Origin of the sequence: Pseudomonas sp. Larv2_ips, assembly GCF_963879675.1 — a bacterium.
Taxonomy (GTDB): Bacteria; Pseudomonadota; Gammaproteobacteria; order Pseudomonadales; family Pseudomonadaceae; genus Aquipseudomonas.
Map to the genome: position 1 here is coordinate 765708 of NZ_CAWOAW010000014.1, position 14762 is coordinate 780469.

A 14762-nucleotide genomic window follows, 5' to 3' on the forward strand; every position below is an offset into this window, starting at 1 on the left:
ATTGCCTCACACGCGGCAATCGCCGCAAAACGGAGAGACTTCCATGAGCGTTCTGGACGGGGTGTCACTGCTATTGGCCGTGGCGCTGTTCATTTATCTGCTGGTTGCGCTGTTACGCGCGGATCGGAACTAGGAGCAGGCTATGCACAGTTATGACTATTGGCTGATCATCGCCTTCTTTGCCGTGGTGCTGGTGCCGGCACCGTTCCTGGGAAGGTTCTATTACAAGGTGATGGAAGGCCAGCGCACCTGGCTCACGCCGGTGCTCGGCCCGGTTGAGCGCGCGTGTTATCGCCTGTCCGGCGTGGACGAGCATCAGGAACAGAGCTGGCAGAAGTACACGCTGGCGCTGTTGGCGTTCAATCTGGCCGGTTTCGTGTTGCTGTTCGCTGTGCTGTTGTTCCAGGAATACCTGCCACTGAACCCGCAGAAATTGCCGGGTCAGGAATGGACGCTGGCCTTCAACACCGCGGTCAGTTTCATGACCAACACCAACTGGCAGAACTACAGCGGTGAAGCCTCCCTGAGCTACCTCAGCCAGATGATCGGCCTCACCGTGCAGAACTTCGTCAGCGCCGCCACCGGCCTGGCTGTCCTGGTCGCGCTGTGCCGTGGGATCGGGCGCAAATCCACCAAGACCCTGGGTAACTTCTGGGTCGACATGACCCGCGCTACCCTCTACGGCCTGTTGCCATTGTGCCTGGTGTTCGCGTTGTTCCTGGTGTGGCAGGGCGTGCCGCAAACCTTCGCGCACTACGTGAACGCCGTGACGATGCAGGGCGTGGACCAAGTGATCCCACTCGGCCCGGCGGCCAGCCAGATTGCAATCAAGCAGTTGGGCACCAACGGCGGCGGGTTCTTCGGTGTCAACTCGGCGCATCCGTTTGAAGACCCGACGGCGTGGGCCAACCTGTTCGAGCTGTCGGCAATCATCCTGATCCCGGTGGCGTTGGTGTTCACCTTCGGTCACTACGTGAAGGACCTGCGTCAGAGCCGCGCGATTCTGGGCTGCATGCTGGCGCTGTTCCTGATCGGCGGCGCGACGTCGATGTGGGCCGAATACCAGCCCAACCCGACTTTGAACAACCCAGCGGTTGAACAAACCGCACCGCTGGAAGGCAAAGAGGCGCGCTTCGGCACCACCGGCACAGTGTTGTGGTCGGTGGCCACCACGGCGGCGTCCAACGGTTCGGTCAACGGCATGCAAGACAGCCTCAACCCGCTGACCGGCATGGTGGCACTGGTCAACATGATGGTCGGCGAAGTGATCTTCGGCGGCGTCGGCGCCGGTATGTACGGCATGTTGCTCAACGTGTTGATCGCGGTGTTCCTCGCCGGCTTGATGATCGGCCGCACGCCGGAATACCTCGGCAAGAAGCTGCAGGCCAAGGAAGTGCAATTGCTGGTCGTGACCTTGCTGGTGATGCCAATCGGCACGCTGGTGCTGGGCGCCATCGCTGCCAGCCTGCCAGGCCCGGCGGGTGCCATCAGCAACCCCGGCCCGCACGGTTTCAGTCAGCTGCTGTATGCCTACACCTCGGCCAGTGCCAACAACGGTTCGGCGTTCGGCGGTTTCAGTGCCAACACCGCCTTCCACAACCTGATGTTGAGCCTGTCGATGTTGCTGGGGCGTTTCGGATACATCCTCCCGGTACTGGCCCTGGCCGGCAGCCTGGCGATGAAAAAGACCGCTCCGATTGGCCAGAACAGCTTCCCTACGCATGGCCCGCTGTTCGTGACCCTGTTGACCGTGACCATTTTGCTGGTGGGCGGCCTGACTTTCCTGCCGACACTGGCACTGGGCCCAATCGCTGAACATCTGAGCATGGGCTTCTGAGGGATATGAAAATGAATATGCCTGCAAAAAATGCGGCCCCGGTGCACACCCAGGAGCCCGCCAAAACCGCCATCTCTGCCTTGTGGCGCCCGGCGCTGGGCCAGGCGTTCGTCAAGCTGGACCCGCGCCAGCTGCAACGTTCGCCGGTGATGCTGGTGGTCGAGCTGACCGCCATCCTCACCACCGTGTTGTGCTTCGTGCCCGACACCGCCGTGCCGACGTTTGTCGCCGTGCAGATCGCCGTGTGGTTGTGGTTCACCGTGCTGTTCGCCAACTTCGCCGAAGCCTTGGCCGAAGGTCGCGGCAAGGCTCGCGCCGACAGCCTCAAGGCTGGCAGTGAAGGCCTCAGCGCACGTCGCAAGGAGGCCGACGGCAGCTTCAAGGTCGTGCCGGCCACCAGCTTGCGCAAAGGCGACGTCGTACGCGTCGCCGCCGGAGAAATGATCCCCGGTGACGGTGAGGTCATCGAAGGCATTGCGGCGGTCAACGAGGCGGCGATCACCGGCGAGTCCGCGCCAGTGATCCGCGAGTCCGGCGGCGACCGTTCGGCTGTCACCGGCAACACGCGGCTGGTGTCGGACTGGTTGCTGATCCGCATCACCGTCAACCCGGGCGAGTCCACGCTGGACCGCATGATCGCCCTGGTGGAAGGCGCCAAACGCCAGAAAACTCCCAACGAAGTCGCGCTGGATATCCTGCTGATCGGCCTGACCCTGATCTTCCTGCTGGTGGTGGTCACCCTGCAGCCGTTCGCGCACTTCGCCAATGGCAGCTTGCCGCTGGTGTTCCTGGTCGCACTGTTGGTCACGCTGATTCCTACGACCATCGGCGGCCTGTTGTCGGCCATCGGTATCGCCGGCATGGACCGTCTGGTGCGCCTCAATGTGATCGCCAAATCCGGGCGCGCGGTGGAAGCGGCGGGTGACGTGCATGTGTTGCTGCTGGATAAAACCGGCACCATCACCTTTGGTAACCGTCGCTGCGCGGCAGTGATCGCCGCGCCTGGCGTCAGTGGTCGGGACTTGGCCGAGGGTGCGCTGCTGGCATCGCTGGCGGACGACACCGCAGAGGGCAAATCCATCGTCGAATACCTGCGCGCCTTGCACCCGCAGGCTGAGCCGACCCTGGACCAACTGACCTCGGTGCCCTTCAGTGCTGAAACGCGTTTGTCCGGTGTCGATTACGAAGGCCGTGTGTTCCGCAAGGGCGCGGTGGATTCGCTGCTGGCGTTTATCGGCCAACAACGCCGCGACCTGCAACCGGCACTCTCGCGGGAAATCGACAAGATCGCCCAAAGCGGCGGCACACCTTTGCTGGTGTGCGCCGACGGCAAGTTGCTCGGTGCGATCCACCTCAAGGACGTGGTCAAGCCTGGCATCCGCGAACGGTTTGCCGAGCTGCGCAAACTGGGGATTCGCACCGTGATGGTGACGGGCGATAACCCGCTGACCGCTGCGGCGATTGCTGCCGAAGCCGGCGTGGACGATGTGCTGGCCGAAGCCACGCCAGAGAAAAAACTCGCGCGTATTCGCCACGAACAGAACGACGGTCGTCTGGTTGCCATGTGTGGTGACGGCGCCAACGACGCCCCGGCACTGGCCCAGGCCGACGTCGGCATGGCGATGAACGACGGTACCCAGGCGGCGCGCGAGGCGGCCAACATGGTCGACCTCGACAGCGACCCGACCAAGCTGCTGGACGTGGTGCAGATCGGCAAGGAACTGCTGGTAACACGCGGCGCGCTGACCACGTTTTCCATCGCCAACGACGTGGCCAAGTACTTTGCGATCCTGCCGGCACTGTTCGCCTCGATCTACCCGCAATTGGGCGTGCTCAACGTGATGCATTTGCAGAGCCCGCAGAGCGCGATTCTCTCGGCCATTGTGTTTAACGCGCTGATCATTGTGGTGCTGATCCCGCTGGCGCTGCGCGGTGTGCGCGTGCAGGCGGCGAGTGCGGCGGCGTTGCTGCGTCGCAACCTGCTGATCTATGGGCTGGGCGGGATTGTGGTGCCGTTCGTGGGCATCAAGGCAATCGACATGCTGCTGACCGCGCTGCACCTGGTTTGACCCGATTCCTGTGGGCGCCACGTCGGCGCCCCCAGGCTGCAATGACTCACGTGAGGAATCTGAAATGTCCACCATGATCCGCCCGGCCTTGAGCCTGCTGGTACTCATGACCCTGATCACCGGCGTCGCCTACCCATTGGTGGTGACCGGTGTCGCGCAGGTCGCTTTTCCTGACCAGGCCAACGGCAGCCTGGTGCGCGATGCCGACGGCAAAGTGCGCGGTTCCAGCCTGATCGCCCAGGATTTTACCGGTGATCAGTGGTTCCATCCGCGCCCGTCGGCCGGCGCATTTGCGACGGTTTCCAGCAGCGCGAGTAACCTGGGCCCAAGCAACCCTGCGTTGGCCACGCGTGTTTTCGATGATGCCAATAAACAACTAGTGCCAGGCCAGGGGCCGGTGCCGTTGGCATCGCTGACTACCTCTGGCAGCGGTCTTGATCCACACTTGCCTCCACCGGCGATTGCCTATCAACTGGCGCGGGTGGCAGCCGCACGAAATGTGCCGGTGGCAACCCTGCAGCGCTTGCTTGATGAGCACATCGAAAGCCCGTTGGTGGGGCCGCCGGTGGTGAATGTGTTGGCGCTGAACATGGCGCTGGAAAAGTTGTAAGAAGTGGTGCCGTCATCGCGGGCAAGCCCGGCTCCCACAGGGGAATACATTCCAACTGTGGCAGCGGGCTTGCCCGCGATAGCGGCCTGAAGGACTCCAGATAAACACCTGAAGGAACCGCAAAGCATGAGCGACTCCGGCCGCGCCGACGCCCTCTTAGCCGATCTGCCCCGGGACGGCCGTGGCCGGCTCAAAGTCTTTCTCGGCGCTGCGCCGGGCGTGGGCAAGACCTACGCCATGCTCCAGGCCGCCCACACCCAGCTGCGCCAGGGCGTGCGGCTGATCGCCGGGGTGGTCGAAACCCACGGCCGCGCCGAGACCGAGGCCTTGCTCAGCGGCTTGCCGCAGCAACCGTTGGTGCGTACCGAATACCGCGGCGTGATGCTCGAAGAAATGGACCTGGATGGCCTGCTCGCCGCCAAGCCCAAGCTGGTGCTGGTCGACGAACTGGCCCACAGCAACGCCCCCGGCAGCCGGCATGAAAAACGCTGGCAGGACATTCAGGAACTGCTCGCCGCCGGCATCAACGTGTTCACCACGGTCAACGTCCAGCACCTGGAAAGCCTCAACGACCAAGTGCGCGGGATCACCGGCGTGCAAGTGCGCGAAACCCTGCCGGACTGGGTGCTGCAAGAGGCAGACGAGTTGCTGCTGATCGACCTGCCATCGCGCGAGCTGCTGGAGCGTCTGCGCGACGGCAAGGTGTATGTGCCGGAGCAGGCCCGTGCGGCCATCGACGCGTTTTTTACCCAGACCAACCTGATGGCCCTGCGCGAGCTGGCGATGCAGACCGCCGCCGCCCACGTCGATGACGACCTGGCCCAAGGCTATCGGCAACTGGGCCAGGCTGCGCCGGCGGTGCGCGGCCGCTTGCTGGTGGGCGTGGATGGCGATGCGCAGGCCGAACGCCTGGTGCGTCACGCCAGCCGCGTCGCTCAACGCCGACATTTGCCCTGGAGCCTGGTGCATATCGACAACGGCCGCGCGCGCGATGAGCAAGCGCGCCTGCGCCTGCAAAACGCCCAGCAACTGGCCGAGCGCCTTGGCGGCGAAGTGGTGTTGTTGCGCGCGGGCGAGGTGGCGAAGACGCTGATCCAGCATGCCGCCGAACGCCGCGCGAGCCTGCTGCTGGTCGGGCAGTCGCGCATGCGTTGGCGGCGTCGGTTGTTCGGCGGTGGGCTGGCGGCACGCTTGCTGCGCAATGCGCGCGGTCTGGAAATCAACGTGCTCGACAGCGACGACATGCCCGCACCGCCGCGACTGCCGGATGTGCGCGGGTTGGTGTGGTTCGATTATGGCCTGGCAGTCGTCGCGACGATTGTGGCGGCGGCGTTGGCCTGGGCCGTGGCCAGCGTGTTGCCGCTGCCGAACATCTCGCTGGTGTTTCTCGCGGCGGTATTGCTGGTGGGCGTGCGCAGCAGCCTGGGGCCGTCGCTGGTGTGTGCGGCGCTGTCGTTTCTGACCTACGATTTTCTGTTTATTCCGCCGAATTTCTCCTTCGCCATCCAGCGCGAGGAGGACGTGTTGACCCTGCTGTTCTTTCTGCTGATGGCGGCATTGACCGGCAACCTGGCCGCACGTCAGCGTCGGCAGTTGCAGGCCTTGCGCGATACTCAGGAAGAGACCAGCGAACTGCTCGACCTGTCGCGCAAACTCACCGCCGCCACCGATCGCCAGGCGGTGATCAGTGCGGCGGCCCATCATCTGGAAGGCTGGAGCGATCTGGAGCTTTGCCTGGTCAACCGGGACGCGCATGGAGACTGGCAGGTCGAGACCGGTTCCGCGCTGAACCTCACCGAATCCGAACGCGCCGCCGCCGATTGGGCCTGGCAGCACGATCAGCCGGCCGGCATGGGCACCGGCACGTTGCCGTTCGGGCGCTGGTGGTGGTGGCCGCTGTCGGGCGAGGAGGGGCCGCTGGGCTTGCTTGGCGTGAGCCCCAAACCGGGCCTGGAGCTGAGCGGGCAGCGTCGTCGCCTGCTCACCGCATTGAGCCAGCCGCTGGCCCAGGCGTTGGCGCGGGCGCAACTGGCGCAGGAGCTGGAATCGGCGCGTCTGCACGGCGAAACCGAGCAACTGCGCAGCGCCTTGCTGGCCTCTGTATCCCACGACCTGCGTACGCCGTTGACGTCGATGCGCGGCAGCATCGACAGCCTGTTGGCGCTCGGCGAGGCGATTCCTCTGGAGGATCGCCGCGAATTGCTTGAGGGCACCCGCGATGAAGCCGAGCGCCTGGACCGCTATATCCAGAATTTGCTGGACATGACGCGCCTGGGCCACGGTGCGCTGAAACTGGCGCGTGATTGGGTTTCGCCCGGCGATATCGTCGGCAGCGCCCTTGGCCGTTTGCGCGCGGTGCTGGCGCCGCTGCAGGTCAAGACTGACGTGCCGGCCGAGCTGCCGTTGCTGTATGTGCACGCCGCCTTGATCGAACAGGCGCTGGTCAACGTGCTGGAAAACGCCGCGCGTTTCTCACCCGCCCAAGGCCGTTTGGAGGTGAGCGCGGGCGTGGCGGATGACCAATTGTTTTTTGCGGTAGCCGATGAAGGGCCGGGGATTCCCGAAGACGAGCGCGCGAAGATTTTCGATATGTTCTACACCGCCGCCCGCGGTGATCGCGGCGGGCAGGGCACGGGCCTGGGCCTGGCGATTTGCCAGGGCATGGTCGGCGCACACGGTGGGCGTATCAGCGTCGCCGAGGGCATTGAAGGACGGGGCACGTGCATCACCTTGTTCCTGCCGTTGCCGACTCAGCCTGGCCTGGAACGCGAGGCTTGAGCTACCCTCTTTTTTTCACGGATTTTGATTGGACACCATGAGCCAGACCGCGACGATTTTAGTCATTGATGACGAACCGCAGATTCGCAAATTCCTGCGCATCAGCCTGGCCTCCCAGGGCTACAAGGTGATCGAGGCCGGCACCGGTAACGAGGGCCTGGCCCAAGCGGCGTTGAGCAAACCGGATTTGCTGGTGCTCGACCTCGGCCTGCCTGACATGGACGGCCAACAAGTGCTGCGCGAGTTTCGCGAGTGGTCGACGGTGCCGGTGCTGGTGCTGTCGGTGCGCGCCAGTGAAGTGCAGAAGGTTGAAGCGCTGGATGGCGGCGCGAATGATTACGTGACCAAGCCTTTTGGTATCCAGGAGTTTCTCGCCCGCGTTCGCGCGCTGCTGCGCCAGGCACCGGCGGGGGAGGCTCAGGAAGCGGCCTTGAGTTTTGGCCCGCTGACGGTGGACCTGGCCTATCGCCGCGTGCTGCTGGACGGTGCCGAAGTGGCGCTGACCCGCAAGGAGTACGCGGTGCTGGCGCAACTGGCGCGGCATCCGGGGCGGGTAATCACCCAGCAACAATTGCTCAAGGATATCTGGGGGCCGACCCACACTGAAGACAGTCACTACCTGCGCATTGTGGTAGGGCATTTGCGCCAGAAGTTGGCGGATGACCCGACTCAGCCACGGTTTATCGTGACTGAGGCGGGGGTGGGGTATCGGTTGTTGAATGCCTGAGTTTCGCGGCGTCCGCGCAGGCCTCATCGCAGGCAAGCCAGCTCCCACCATTGAATGTGTTCACAGATCACAATGTGGGAGCGGGCTTGCCCGCGATAGGGCCATCAGTCACAGCACACATTTCAACTCTGCTCACTCTCATATTTGTCCAGCGTATCCCTGGCAATCTCCCGCCCCAAAGCGATCAACTCCGGCGCCTTGTAGAACTCGAAAAACCGACACACACGCTTCGGCACGTTGATCAGCACGTCCGGCGGGTAACCGGCGATCTTGTACTGCGCCAGCGATGTCTGCATCACCTCGAAACTCTGGTTGATCAGGTCCAGCAGCGACGCCGGCCCGACGTTGTCGATGATGAACGAACCGGTTGCTGACTTTGGCGCCCCGGCCTTCTCCGGTGCAGCCGCAGGTTGCTGGGATTCGGGTTCGGCCGATTCCAGCCAGGGGTTAATTTCCGCTGTCTGGGCGTGCAAAGCCTCCTGCTCAAGCTTCATCAACTGTTCGGCTTGTTTGCGGCGAAACGGCAGGTGTGAACCCAATGACTTGGCCAAGCTGTTGAAACGACTTTTGAACGCCGGCGGACGCTGGATCACGGGCAGTTGGTAATGTTTTTGATTGGTGGCGTTGAGGTTGACCGCGATGATCAAGTCGCAGTGGCTCGACACCACCGGCACGATCGGCAGCGGGTTGAGCAGACCGCCGTCCACCAGCATTCGGTTGCCCTGCATCACGGGCGTGAACAGGCTTGGAATCGCCGCGGAGGCGCGCATGGCCTGGTGCAGGCAACCTTCCTGAAACCAGATTTCCTGTTGGTTGGTCAGGTCTGTCGCTACGGCGGTGTAGGGAATGCGCAGTTCTTCGATATTGATCTCGCCGACAATCTTGCGGATCTGGCCGAAGACTTTTTCGCCACGAATCGCACCCAGGCGAAAGCTTACGTCGACCAGGCGCAGTACATCGAGGTAGTCGAGGCTTTCGATCCAGTTGCGGTACTCGTCAAGCTTGCCGGCCGCATAGATTCCACCCACCACGGCGCCCATGGAGCAGCCGGCGATACAGGCAATGTCGTAGCCGCGCCGTTCGATCTCCTCGATCACGCCGATATGGGCATAACCGCGGGCTCCACCGGAGCCCAGCACCAAGGCAACACGCTTCTTCATGGTCCATGTCCTTCCCAAGGCAGGTGCTCACAATGCACCCATTGAGGGGCAAGCTTCAATCTTCGCCGGGGGCTGTAATATTTTTCCAGGATAAGCGCAGTGCTCGGGTATGCTCTGACGATGGGCGCTCTGATTTCAGGCTGCGGACAAGGCACTTTTCCTTGTAGGCAACGTCTACACCCTACGACTGTTTTTCTTTATTTGAGGTGTCATCGATGAAAGCCTGGATGTGTGTGCCTGTGATTGTGTTGGCCCTGGCCGGCTGTGCCGGGAAAACCGCATACCGCGACAGCTGTGGCACGCAACTGGATGCCGCGTGGCATGAGCTGGACCTGGCCAAGGCTGAAGGTTTTGCCGGCACCGTGAGCTACTCCAAGGCATTGTCCTTGTTGACTGGCGCCAAGACCCAGCAGCAATTCGAAGCGTTTGAAGGCTGCTCCAACAAGGCCGAAAAGGCGCGGTTCTATATTCGTGAGTCGCGCGCCGGACGTTAAGTCCTAGCGGCAACCAGGATATTCATCGTCAAGGGAGGAAGGCATGTCAGCTTTGGTCGATCAGTTAGTCGCTCAGGTCATTGGCCTGGAAGTAGGGTTGCTGAGCTGCCAGGCTCGCCTCGCCGCCGTCACCGACGATGAAGCCCTGCATGACCTGCGCACCACTGTGCGGCGCCTGCGCAGTTTGTTGCGCCCGCTGCGCGGGTTGCCGGGAGTCGAACAACTCGAATTGGCCGCCAGCACAGTCGGCCAGATGACTACGCCGCTACGCGACCGCGAGGTCCTGGCGGCGTATCTGCATCAGCACGGCTATCACCAGGCCGCTGAACGGCGCCTGCGCCTGCAACCCGACGCCTATCGCCATGTGGCGCAGAGCCCGGAAGTGGCTCACTTGCTGCAGATTCTCGACGCGTTCCCACGCTTTATCCGGGCTTCGCAGCACCAGAAACTGCTCAAGGGCCTGCGCCCGCGCATCGAGAAGCGCTTGGGCAAGCAATGGCACAAACTCGGTGATGCCCTCAAAGACCCGACCCATGATCGCCACCGCCTGCGGTTGCTGATCAAGCGTGTGCGTTACGCCGCCGAGGCCTACCCCGAACTGGACAAACTGCCTGCCAAAGCCATGTCGCGCCTCAAACTAGCCCAAGGCGCTCTGGGCGATTGGCACGACTGCTGGCAGTGGCTGGCGCAGGCCGGGCACCAAGCGGATTTGCAACCCTGCGTGCCAATGTGGCATCGCACCATGAGCAAGGCAGAAGGCGAGGCGGATCGGGTGCTGGACAAACTCAGCGCGGATTGTTTCTAGGCCGGTCCGGTTTTTGGCCGGAATGAGCGCTGTACCTTGTCAGCCCGATGGTTAACATCGCCCCATCGGTTTTCTTGATGTGAGGTCGCCATGCGCTTTAGTGATTTGCTCGACGCAGCCCGTAACAACCCGTTGGACGTGACCATCCCCGCCGAATGGGCTCAGGGCCGCGCGACCTTTGGTGGCCTGGTGGCTGCGTTGCAATACGAAGCCTTGCGCGCCCAAGTGCCGGCAGACCGGCCCCTGCGCTCTTTGGCCATCACCTTTGTCGGCCCCGTTGCGCCGGATGTGCCGGCCAGTTATCAAGTCGAAGTGTTGCGTGAAGGCAAAGCGGTCAGCCAGTTGCTTGGCCGCGTGGTGCAGAACGGTGAAGTGGCGACGCTGGTGCAGGCCAGCTTTGGTGCGCCGCGTGAGTCAGTGATAGATGTCGCGAGCGAGGCGCCGCCTAGTTTCAAACACTGGGATGAATGCCAGGAGCTGCCCTATATCAAGGGCGTGACCCCCGAATTCATGCGCCACTTGGCCATGCGCTGGAGCGTCGGTGGGTTGCCGTTCACCGGTAACAAATCGCGCGACATGGGCGGTTGGGTGCGCCTGCGCGGTGATGTAAAGGAAGAGCCGCTGACCGAGTCGCACATCCTCGCCTTGGTCGACGCATGGCCCCCGGCCTTGCTTCCGCACCTGACCCAGCCGGCGCCGGGCAGCACGCTAACCTGGACCATTGAATTTATCCAGCCGCTGCAAGACCTGACCACCCTCGACTGGTGCCAGTACTACGTCAACATCGAACACGCCCGCGACGGCTACGGGCATGCCGCGGCCGCACTCTGGAGCCCGACCGGCGAGTTGATCGCCATCAGCCGCCAGACCGTGGTGGTCTTCGCCTGAACCTCAGAACCGCTGGCTGCCTTGCGCTTCCAGTTTGCGGCCGTGGCGCTGAAGCGCCACGCCTGCCAACACGCCGATCACGCCGACGGCAAAACTGGCCAGGCTCAGGCTGAACACGCCGGATGCCATCAACAGAAAACCGATGATCAGCAGGGGTACGGCAATTAATTGCAGCCCCAGGTTGGTCGGGTGCTGATGGGTTTCTGGGTGAATGCGCCATTGCCAGGCGGGGAAGTTGGGATGACGTTTGCCCATGATGGTGAATCCTCTGTCCGTTGAAGTAGCTTGGACAGAGTTTATGTAGGGGAGGGCGGGGTGGCGAATTGGGGCTGGCTATCGGCCTCATAGCTTTGATGTTGGTGTCACCCTTTAATAACTGGCGGAATCAGGGGCATTTATGTAGACGGAGGCCCCGCAGAGAGACGGATATCACGTCTTGAATTCAATCAACGACTCCTCAGACTCAGCGTTCACGCGAAAAAAATCCTCATACTTTCATATTGTTATTTTCAACGTGTCGAATGTGGGGGATATTCTTTATGGTGATGTCACTAAGTCCCCCATAGCTAAGATCAATGCGACACGTGTTGAAACCTTCGAGGTTCCATTTTTCGGTTGGTCTGTCTGGATTTCAGCTATATCAATGCTAGAGTTATATGAGGTCTATCGTTATCTCTATCTATAGAGAATAAGACTATCTCTCCTGTTGCAATCGGTATGGGGAATACCTTGTTAAAAACACTTCTATCGAAATGATTCCAAACTTATTTTCCAATCTCAAAATTAGGGTGGTCATTCGCACCCGGTAGTTTTCCTGTGCGCGTCTTTCCAATGGTACTTAAATGGAGATGAGTGCCCTGGTTTCCCAGCCTGAAATGGGTAAAGATATAAGGTTTAGTTTTAGTTTTGGTTTCATGGTTTTTAGTTATTTAAAATAGTAATCATCTGGGCCGTTTATATATACATTAGGGTCGCTAAGTGAAATGAATCTGGCTTTGAATTCTATTGAGGCATTTTCGCTGGTTGCGTGAAACTCGAAGTGGTCATTGTGTTTTTTTATTTCCACCTTGAATACCTCGTGGGCGGGTATGTTTTGTATTTTTAGTTCTTTAATGTTATGACAAATTAATCCTGTCCTGCAGGTGTTATAGCCTTTGTTCTTCCACTTTTCCGGCAACTGGTCCGGAAATTCTGGTATGTCAAACCCTAGGCCGACACAGGGTTGGTCGTTATCAATCCTCATGGAGAAAAGAGCAATCCTGTCAATTGCTATCGGTTGGCTAAAAATCTTTCCGAAAAATATACTTCCGTCTAATTCATTCCAATATTTCATTTTTGCTTCCTAAATGGATAGTGTTCCTTTGCCCCGGGTATGCTGCCTTTTCGGGGTTTATCAATTGGTCGTAAGTTGAAGTGTGCGGAATGGTCTCCTATTCCATCTGCTCTGCCAAAATTATGCCCTGCTGAGTGGTCTTGTATAAGCACTTTTGAGCCGTCAGATTTTGTAAATTGATAGACCCTTGTGTCAATCGGTAAGCCGTTGTTATTCAATATATTTTTATCGTTCAGGTCTGTCATTCTTTCTATCTTGTATTGTTTTTCTCTTCCTGTTTCTGGGTCTACGAAGACGTCAGGGCGCTGCACCATTGGTATATTTGCATCTCTTTTAGCTTGCCTGAATGCTCCTTTGCGAGAAACTTCGGGAGTGTCCGGTTCGTTCGGTGTTTTACAGCGTGGCTGCCTCGCTCCTTTGGGTGGGCAATTGGCAGTCAGCCCTAACGGATCTATCCACCCTGTAGGGTTGGGCACGTACTGGTACGCATTGATCCCACCCGCCAGCTTCACAGGATCAGGTGTCAGGTAACGACCAATATCTGGATTGTAGTAGCGATGGCGGTTGTAGTGCAGGCCGCTTTCTTCGTCGAAGTATTGGCCTTGGAAGCGCAGCGGGTTGTCGATTGTGTTGATGTCGAGGCGGCTGATCTGGCCAAAGGCACGGTAGTGCGCGGACCAGACGATTTCGCCGTCGGGAGCGGTGAGTTCCTGCGGGGTGCCGAGGTGGGCGAGTTGGTAGTGGAAGGGCTGGGTATTTTTTGGACCAAAGCCCTCCAGCAGGACCAGCGGACGGAAACTGTCCGGTTCGTAGAGGTAACTGCGATGCCTGTCCGCGTGATGCTCCGCAACCAGCTTGTCGCCTTGCCAGAAAAACTCCGTGGTTAGGTCGCCGACGGTTTTGCTGATACGCCGACCGAACGGGTCATAGCGATAGCTGGCCGTTTGCCCGTTCGGCTGGGTAATGCCGATCAGCCGATGCTGGCAGTCGTAGCGGTACTCGGTGACGAGTTGATGACCCTTGCCGCGTCTTTGGCGGATCAGATTGCCGAAGGCGTCATAGTCATAATGATGATCGCCTTGGATCACCAACCTATTCCCCGCCACGATGTCCGGGCCGGGACGATCCTGCATGAGCAGGTTACCCGCCGGGTCGTGGCCGAAGCGCTCTTGCTGGTCTTGCGAATGATCCGCGCGGGTCAGGCGGGCGAGGGGGTCGTAGTGGTAGTGGTGTTCGCCTTTGCGGGTGTCGAGCAGGCGGGTGAGGTTGCCGGTTTTGTCGTAGTCGTAATGGCGGCGGTAGAGGTTGTGTTCTTCCTGGGTCACCGCGTGGGCGTGCAGGCGGTTTTGCTCGTCGTAGTGGTAGCGGCTGAGCAGTTGGCCTTGCTGGCGTTGGCGTTCTTTTCCGGTGTTGAAGAGGTGGGATGTTAGGGTTTTGCCGTTCAGCTCGACGGTGGCGAGGTGGCCGCTTTTGCCGTGGTTAAAGGTGAGACGGTTGTTGTCCGGCAGGCGCAGGTTTTTCAACTGGCCGCAGGCGTCGTAGCCGTAGCGCAGGGTGCCCCAGCCTTGGTGGTCGGCGATGAGGCGGTTTTGGCTGTCGTATTCGTAGGCTAACGCCCAGTGGCCGTCGTCGACGCTGAGGAGGTTGCCCTGGCGGTCGTAGGCGTAATCGACCACTCCACCGTCTGGCAGGGTTTTTCGTACAAGGCGGCCGGAAGGGTCTCGCTCGTAGCGGGTAATGAACTGACTGCCATCGTCGCCGTGTTCGGTCTTTACCAGCAGGTTGCCGTTGAGGTCGTAGACGTACGCCGTACGCTGGCCGTCAAAGCCGATTTCCTGCTGGATCAGGCCGTTGGGATGGTAATCCAGCCGGTAGGTTTCGCCGACTTCGTTTTCGATTTCGGTCAGCAATAACCGCACGTTGTCGTAGCGGTATTTAACCTGGGTGCCATCGGCGTTGAGACGGCGGCTGATCAGATGCAAACCGTCGGCATATTCGTAACGAGTGACGTGGCCCAGTTCATCACGTTCGGAGGTGATTTTTCCGTAGGGGTTGTAGCTG

The 14762-nt window shown here is 60.5% G+C and carries 12 protein-coding genes and 1 pseudogene; 9 read left to right on the forward strand and 4 right to left on the reverse strand.

Annotated elements, in window-relative coordinates; genetic code table 11:
• Positions 1 to 43 precede the first annotated feature (43 nt).
• The 6 genes from kdpF to AACV02_RS10040 all read left to right on the forward strand — a co-directional run bounded on the left by kdpF (position 44) and on the right by AACV02_RS10040 (position 8021).
• Positions 44 to 133 carry a K(+)-transporting ATPase subunit F gene (kdpF, locus tag AACV02_RS10015; RefSeq protein ID WP_003218754.1) on the forward strand — a complete coding sequence of 30 codons (90 nt, stop codon included), beginning with the start codon at positions 44 to 46 and terminating at the stop codon, positions 131 to 133.
• A gap of 9 nt (positions 134 to 142) precedes the next feature.
• Complete coding sequence (gene kdpA / locus AACV02_RS10020) at positions 143 to 1837, forward strand: potassium-transporting ATPase subunit KdpA (protein WP_106576852.1); 1695 nt, start codon at positions 143 to 145, stop codon at positions 1835 to 1837.
• Between the two features lie 11 nt (positions 1838 to 1848).
• Complete coding sequence (gene kdpB / locus AACV02_RS10025; protein WP_372239291.1) at positions 1849 to 3906, forward strand: potassium-transporting ATPase subunit KdpB; 2058 nt, start codon at positions 1849 to 1851, stop codon at positions 3904 to 3906.
• 64 nt (positions 3907 to 3970) lie between these two features.
• Complete coding sequence (kdpC, locus tag AACV02_RS10030; RefSeq protein WP_106576850.1) at positions 3971 to 4516, forward strand: potassium-transporting ATPase subunit KdpC; 546 nt, start codon at positions 3971 to 3973, stop codon at positions 4514 to 4516.
• Positions 4517 to 4642: 126 nt separating this feature from the next.
• On the forward strand, positions 4643 to 7294 hold the full coding sequence (locus AACV02_RS10035; protein ID WP_119739311.1) for a sensor histidine kinase: 2652 nt from the start codon (positions 4643 to 4645) through the stop codon (positions 7292 to 7294).
• 37 nt (positions 7295 to 7331) lie between these two features.
• Positions 7332 to 8021 carry a response regulator gene (locus AACV02_RS10040; protein WP_106576848.1) on the forward strand — a complete coding sequence of 230 codons (690 nt, stop codon included), beginning with the start codon at positions 7332 to 7334 and terminating at the stop codon, positions 8019 to 8021.
• Positions 8022 to 8143: 122 nt separating this feature from the next.
• Here AACV02_RS10040 and AACV02_RS10045 read toward each other — a convergent pair whose 3' ends face one another.
• Positions 8144 to 9181, reverse strand: coding sequence for a patatin-like phospholipase family protein (locus AACV02_RS10045; RefSeq protein WP_106576847.1), 1038 nt, complete (start codon positions 9179 to 9181; stop codon positions 8144 to 8146).
• A gap of 215 nt (positions 9182 to 9396) precedes the next feature.
• Between AACV02_RS10045 and AACV02_RS10050 the strand changes: the two genes are divergently transcribed.
• The 3 genes from AACV02_RS10050 to AACV02_RS10060 all read left to right on the forward strand — a co-directional run bounded on the left by AACV02_RS10050 (position 9397) and on the right by AACV02_RS10060 (position 11368).
• Positions 9397 to 9675, forward strand: a complete 279-nt coding sequence (locus tag AACV02_RS10050; RefSeq protein WP_010176194.1) for a hypothetical protein — start codon at positions 9397 to 9399, stop codon at positions 9673 to 9675.
• A 43-nt stretch (positions 9676 to 9718) separates the two neighbouring features.
• The gene (locus AACV02_RS10055) at positions 9719 to 10480 is read left to right on the forward strand and encodes a CHAD domain-containing protein (protein WP_119739313.1); all 762 of its coding nucleotides are present in this window, start codon (positions 9719 to 9721) and stop codon (positions 10478 to 10480) included.
• 90 nt (positions 10481 to 10570) lie between these two features.
• Positions 10571 to 11368: an acyl-CoA thioesterase gene (locus AACV02_RS10060; RefSeq protein WP_106576845.1), complete on the forward strand. Its 798-nt coding sequence runs from the start codon at positions 10571 to 10573 to the stop codon at positions 11366 to 11368.
• 6 nt (positions 11369 to 11374) lie between these two features.
• On the opposite strand, the pseudogene AACV02_RS10065 reads toward AACV02_RS10060, so the two are convergent.
• From AACV02_RS10065 to AACV02_RS10075, 3 genes and pseudogenes are all read right to left on the reverse strand, one after another.
• Positions 11375 to 11623: pseudogene (locus AACV02_RS10065) on the reverse strand (terminase); the annotation flags it as partial.
• A gap of 670 nt (positions 11624 to 12293) precedes the next feature.
• The gene (locus AACV02_RS10070) at positions 12294 to 12701 is read right to left on the reverse strand and encodes an Imm50 family immunity protein (RefSeq protein ID WP_119739319.1); all 408 of its coding nucleotides are present in this window, start codon (positions 12699 to 12701) and stop codon (positions 12294 to 12296) included.
• Positions 12698 to 14762: RHS repeat-associated core domain-containing protein (locus tag AACV02_RS10075; protein WP_177413698.1), on the reverse strand; the 2065-nt coding region annotated here is incomplete at its 5' end. The genes AACV02_RS10075 and AACV02_RS10070, both read right to left, overlap by 4 nt.

What these genes read in the sequence shown, in the direction of transcription:
- kdpC (WP_106576850.1), top strand. Translation starts at nt 3,971, where the DNA reads ATGTCCACCATGATCCGCCCGGCCTTGAGCCTGCTGGTACTCATGACC.
- AACV02_RS10035 (WP_119739311.1), top strand. Translation starts at nt 4,643, where the DNA reads ATGAGCGACTCCGGCCGCGCCGACGCCCTCTTAGCCGATCTGCCCCGG.
- AACV02_RS10045 (WP_106576847.1), bottom strand. Translation starts at nt 9,181, where the DNA reads ATGAAGAAGCGTGTTGCCTTGGTGCTGGGCTCCGGTGGAGCCCGCGGT.
- kdpF (WP_003218754.1), top strand. Translation starts at nt 44, where the DNA reads ATGAGCGTTCTGGACGGGGTGTCACTGCTATTGGCCGTGGCGCTGTTC.
- AACV02_RS10050 (WP_010176194.1), top strand. Translation starts at nt 9,397, where the DNA reads ATGAAAGCCTGGATGTGTGTGCCTGTGATTGTGTTGGCCCTGGCCGGC.
- AACV02_RS10040 (WP_106576848.1), top strand. Translation starts at nt 7,332, where the DNA reads ATGAGCCAGACCGCGACGATTTTAGTCATTGATGACGAACCGCAGATT.
- kdpB (WP_372239291.1), top strand. Translation starts at nt 1,849, where the DNA reads ATGAATATGCCTGCAAAAAATGCGGCCCCGGTGCACACCCAGGAGCCC.
- AACV02_RS10070 (WP_119739319.1), bottom strand. Translation starts at nt 12,701, where the DNA reads ATGAAATATTGGAATGAATTAGACGGAAGTATATTTTTCGGAAAGATT.
- AACV02_RS10055 (WP_119739313.1), top strand. Translation starts at nt 9,719, where the DNA reads ATGTCAGCTTTGGTCGATCAGTTAGTCGCTCAGGTCATTGGCCTGGAA.
- kdpA (WP_106576852.1), top strand. Translation starts at nt 143, where the DNA reads ATGCACAGTTATGACTATTGGCTGATCATCGCCTTCTTTGCCGTGGTG.
- AACV02_RS10060 (WP_106576845.1), top strand. Translation starts at nt 10,571, where the DNA reads ATGCGCTTTAGTGATTTGCTCGACGCAGCCCGTAACAACCCGTTGGAC.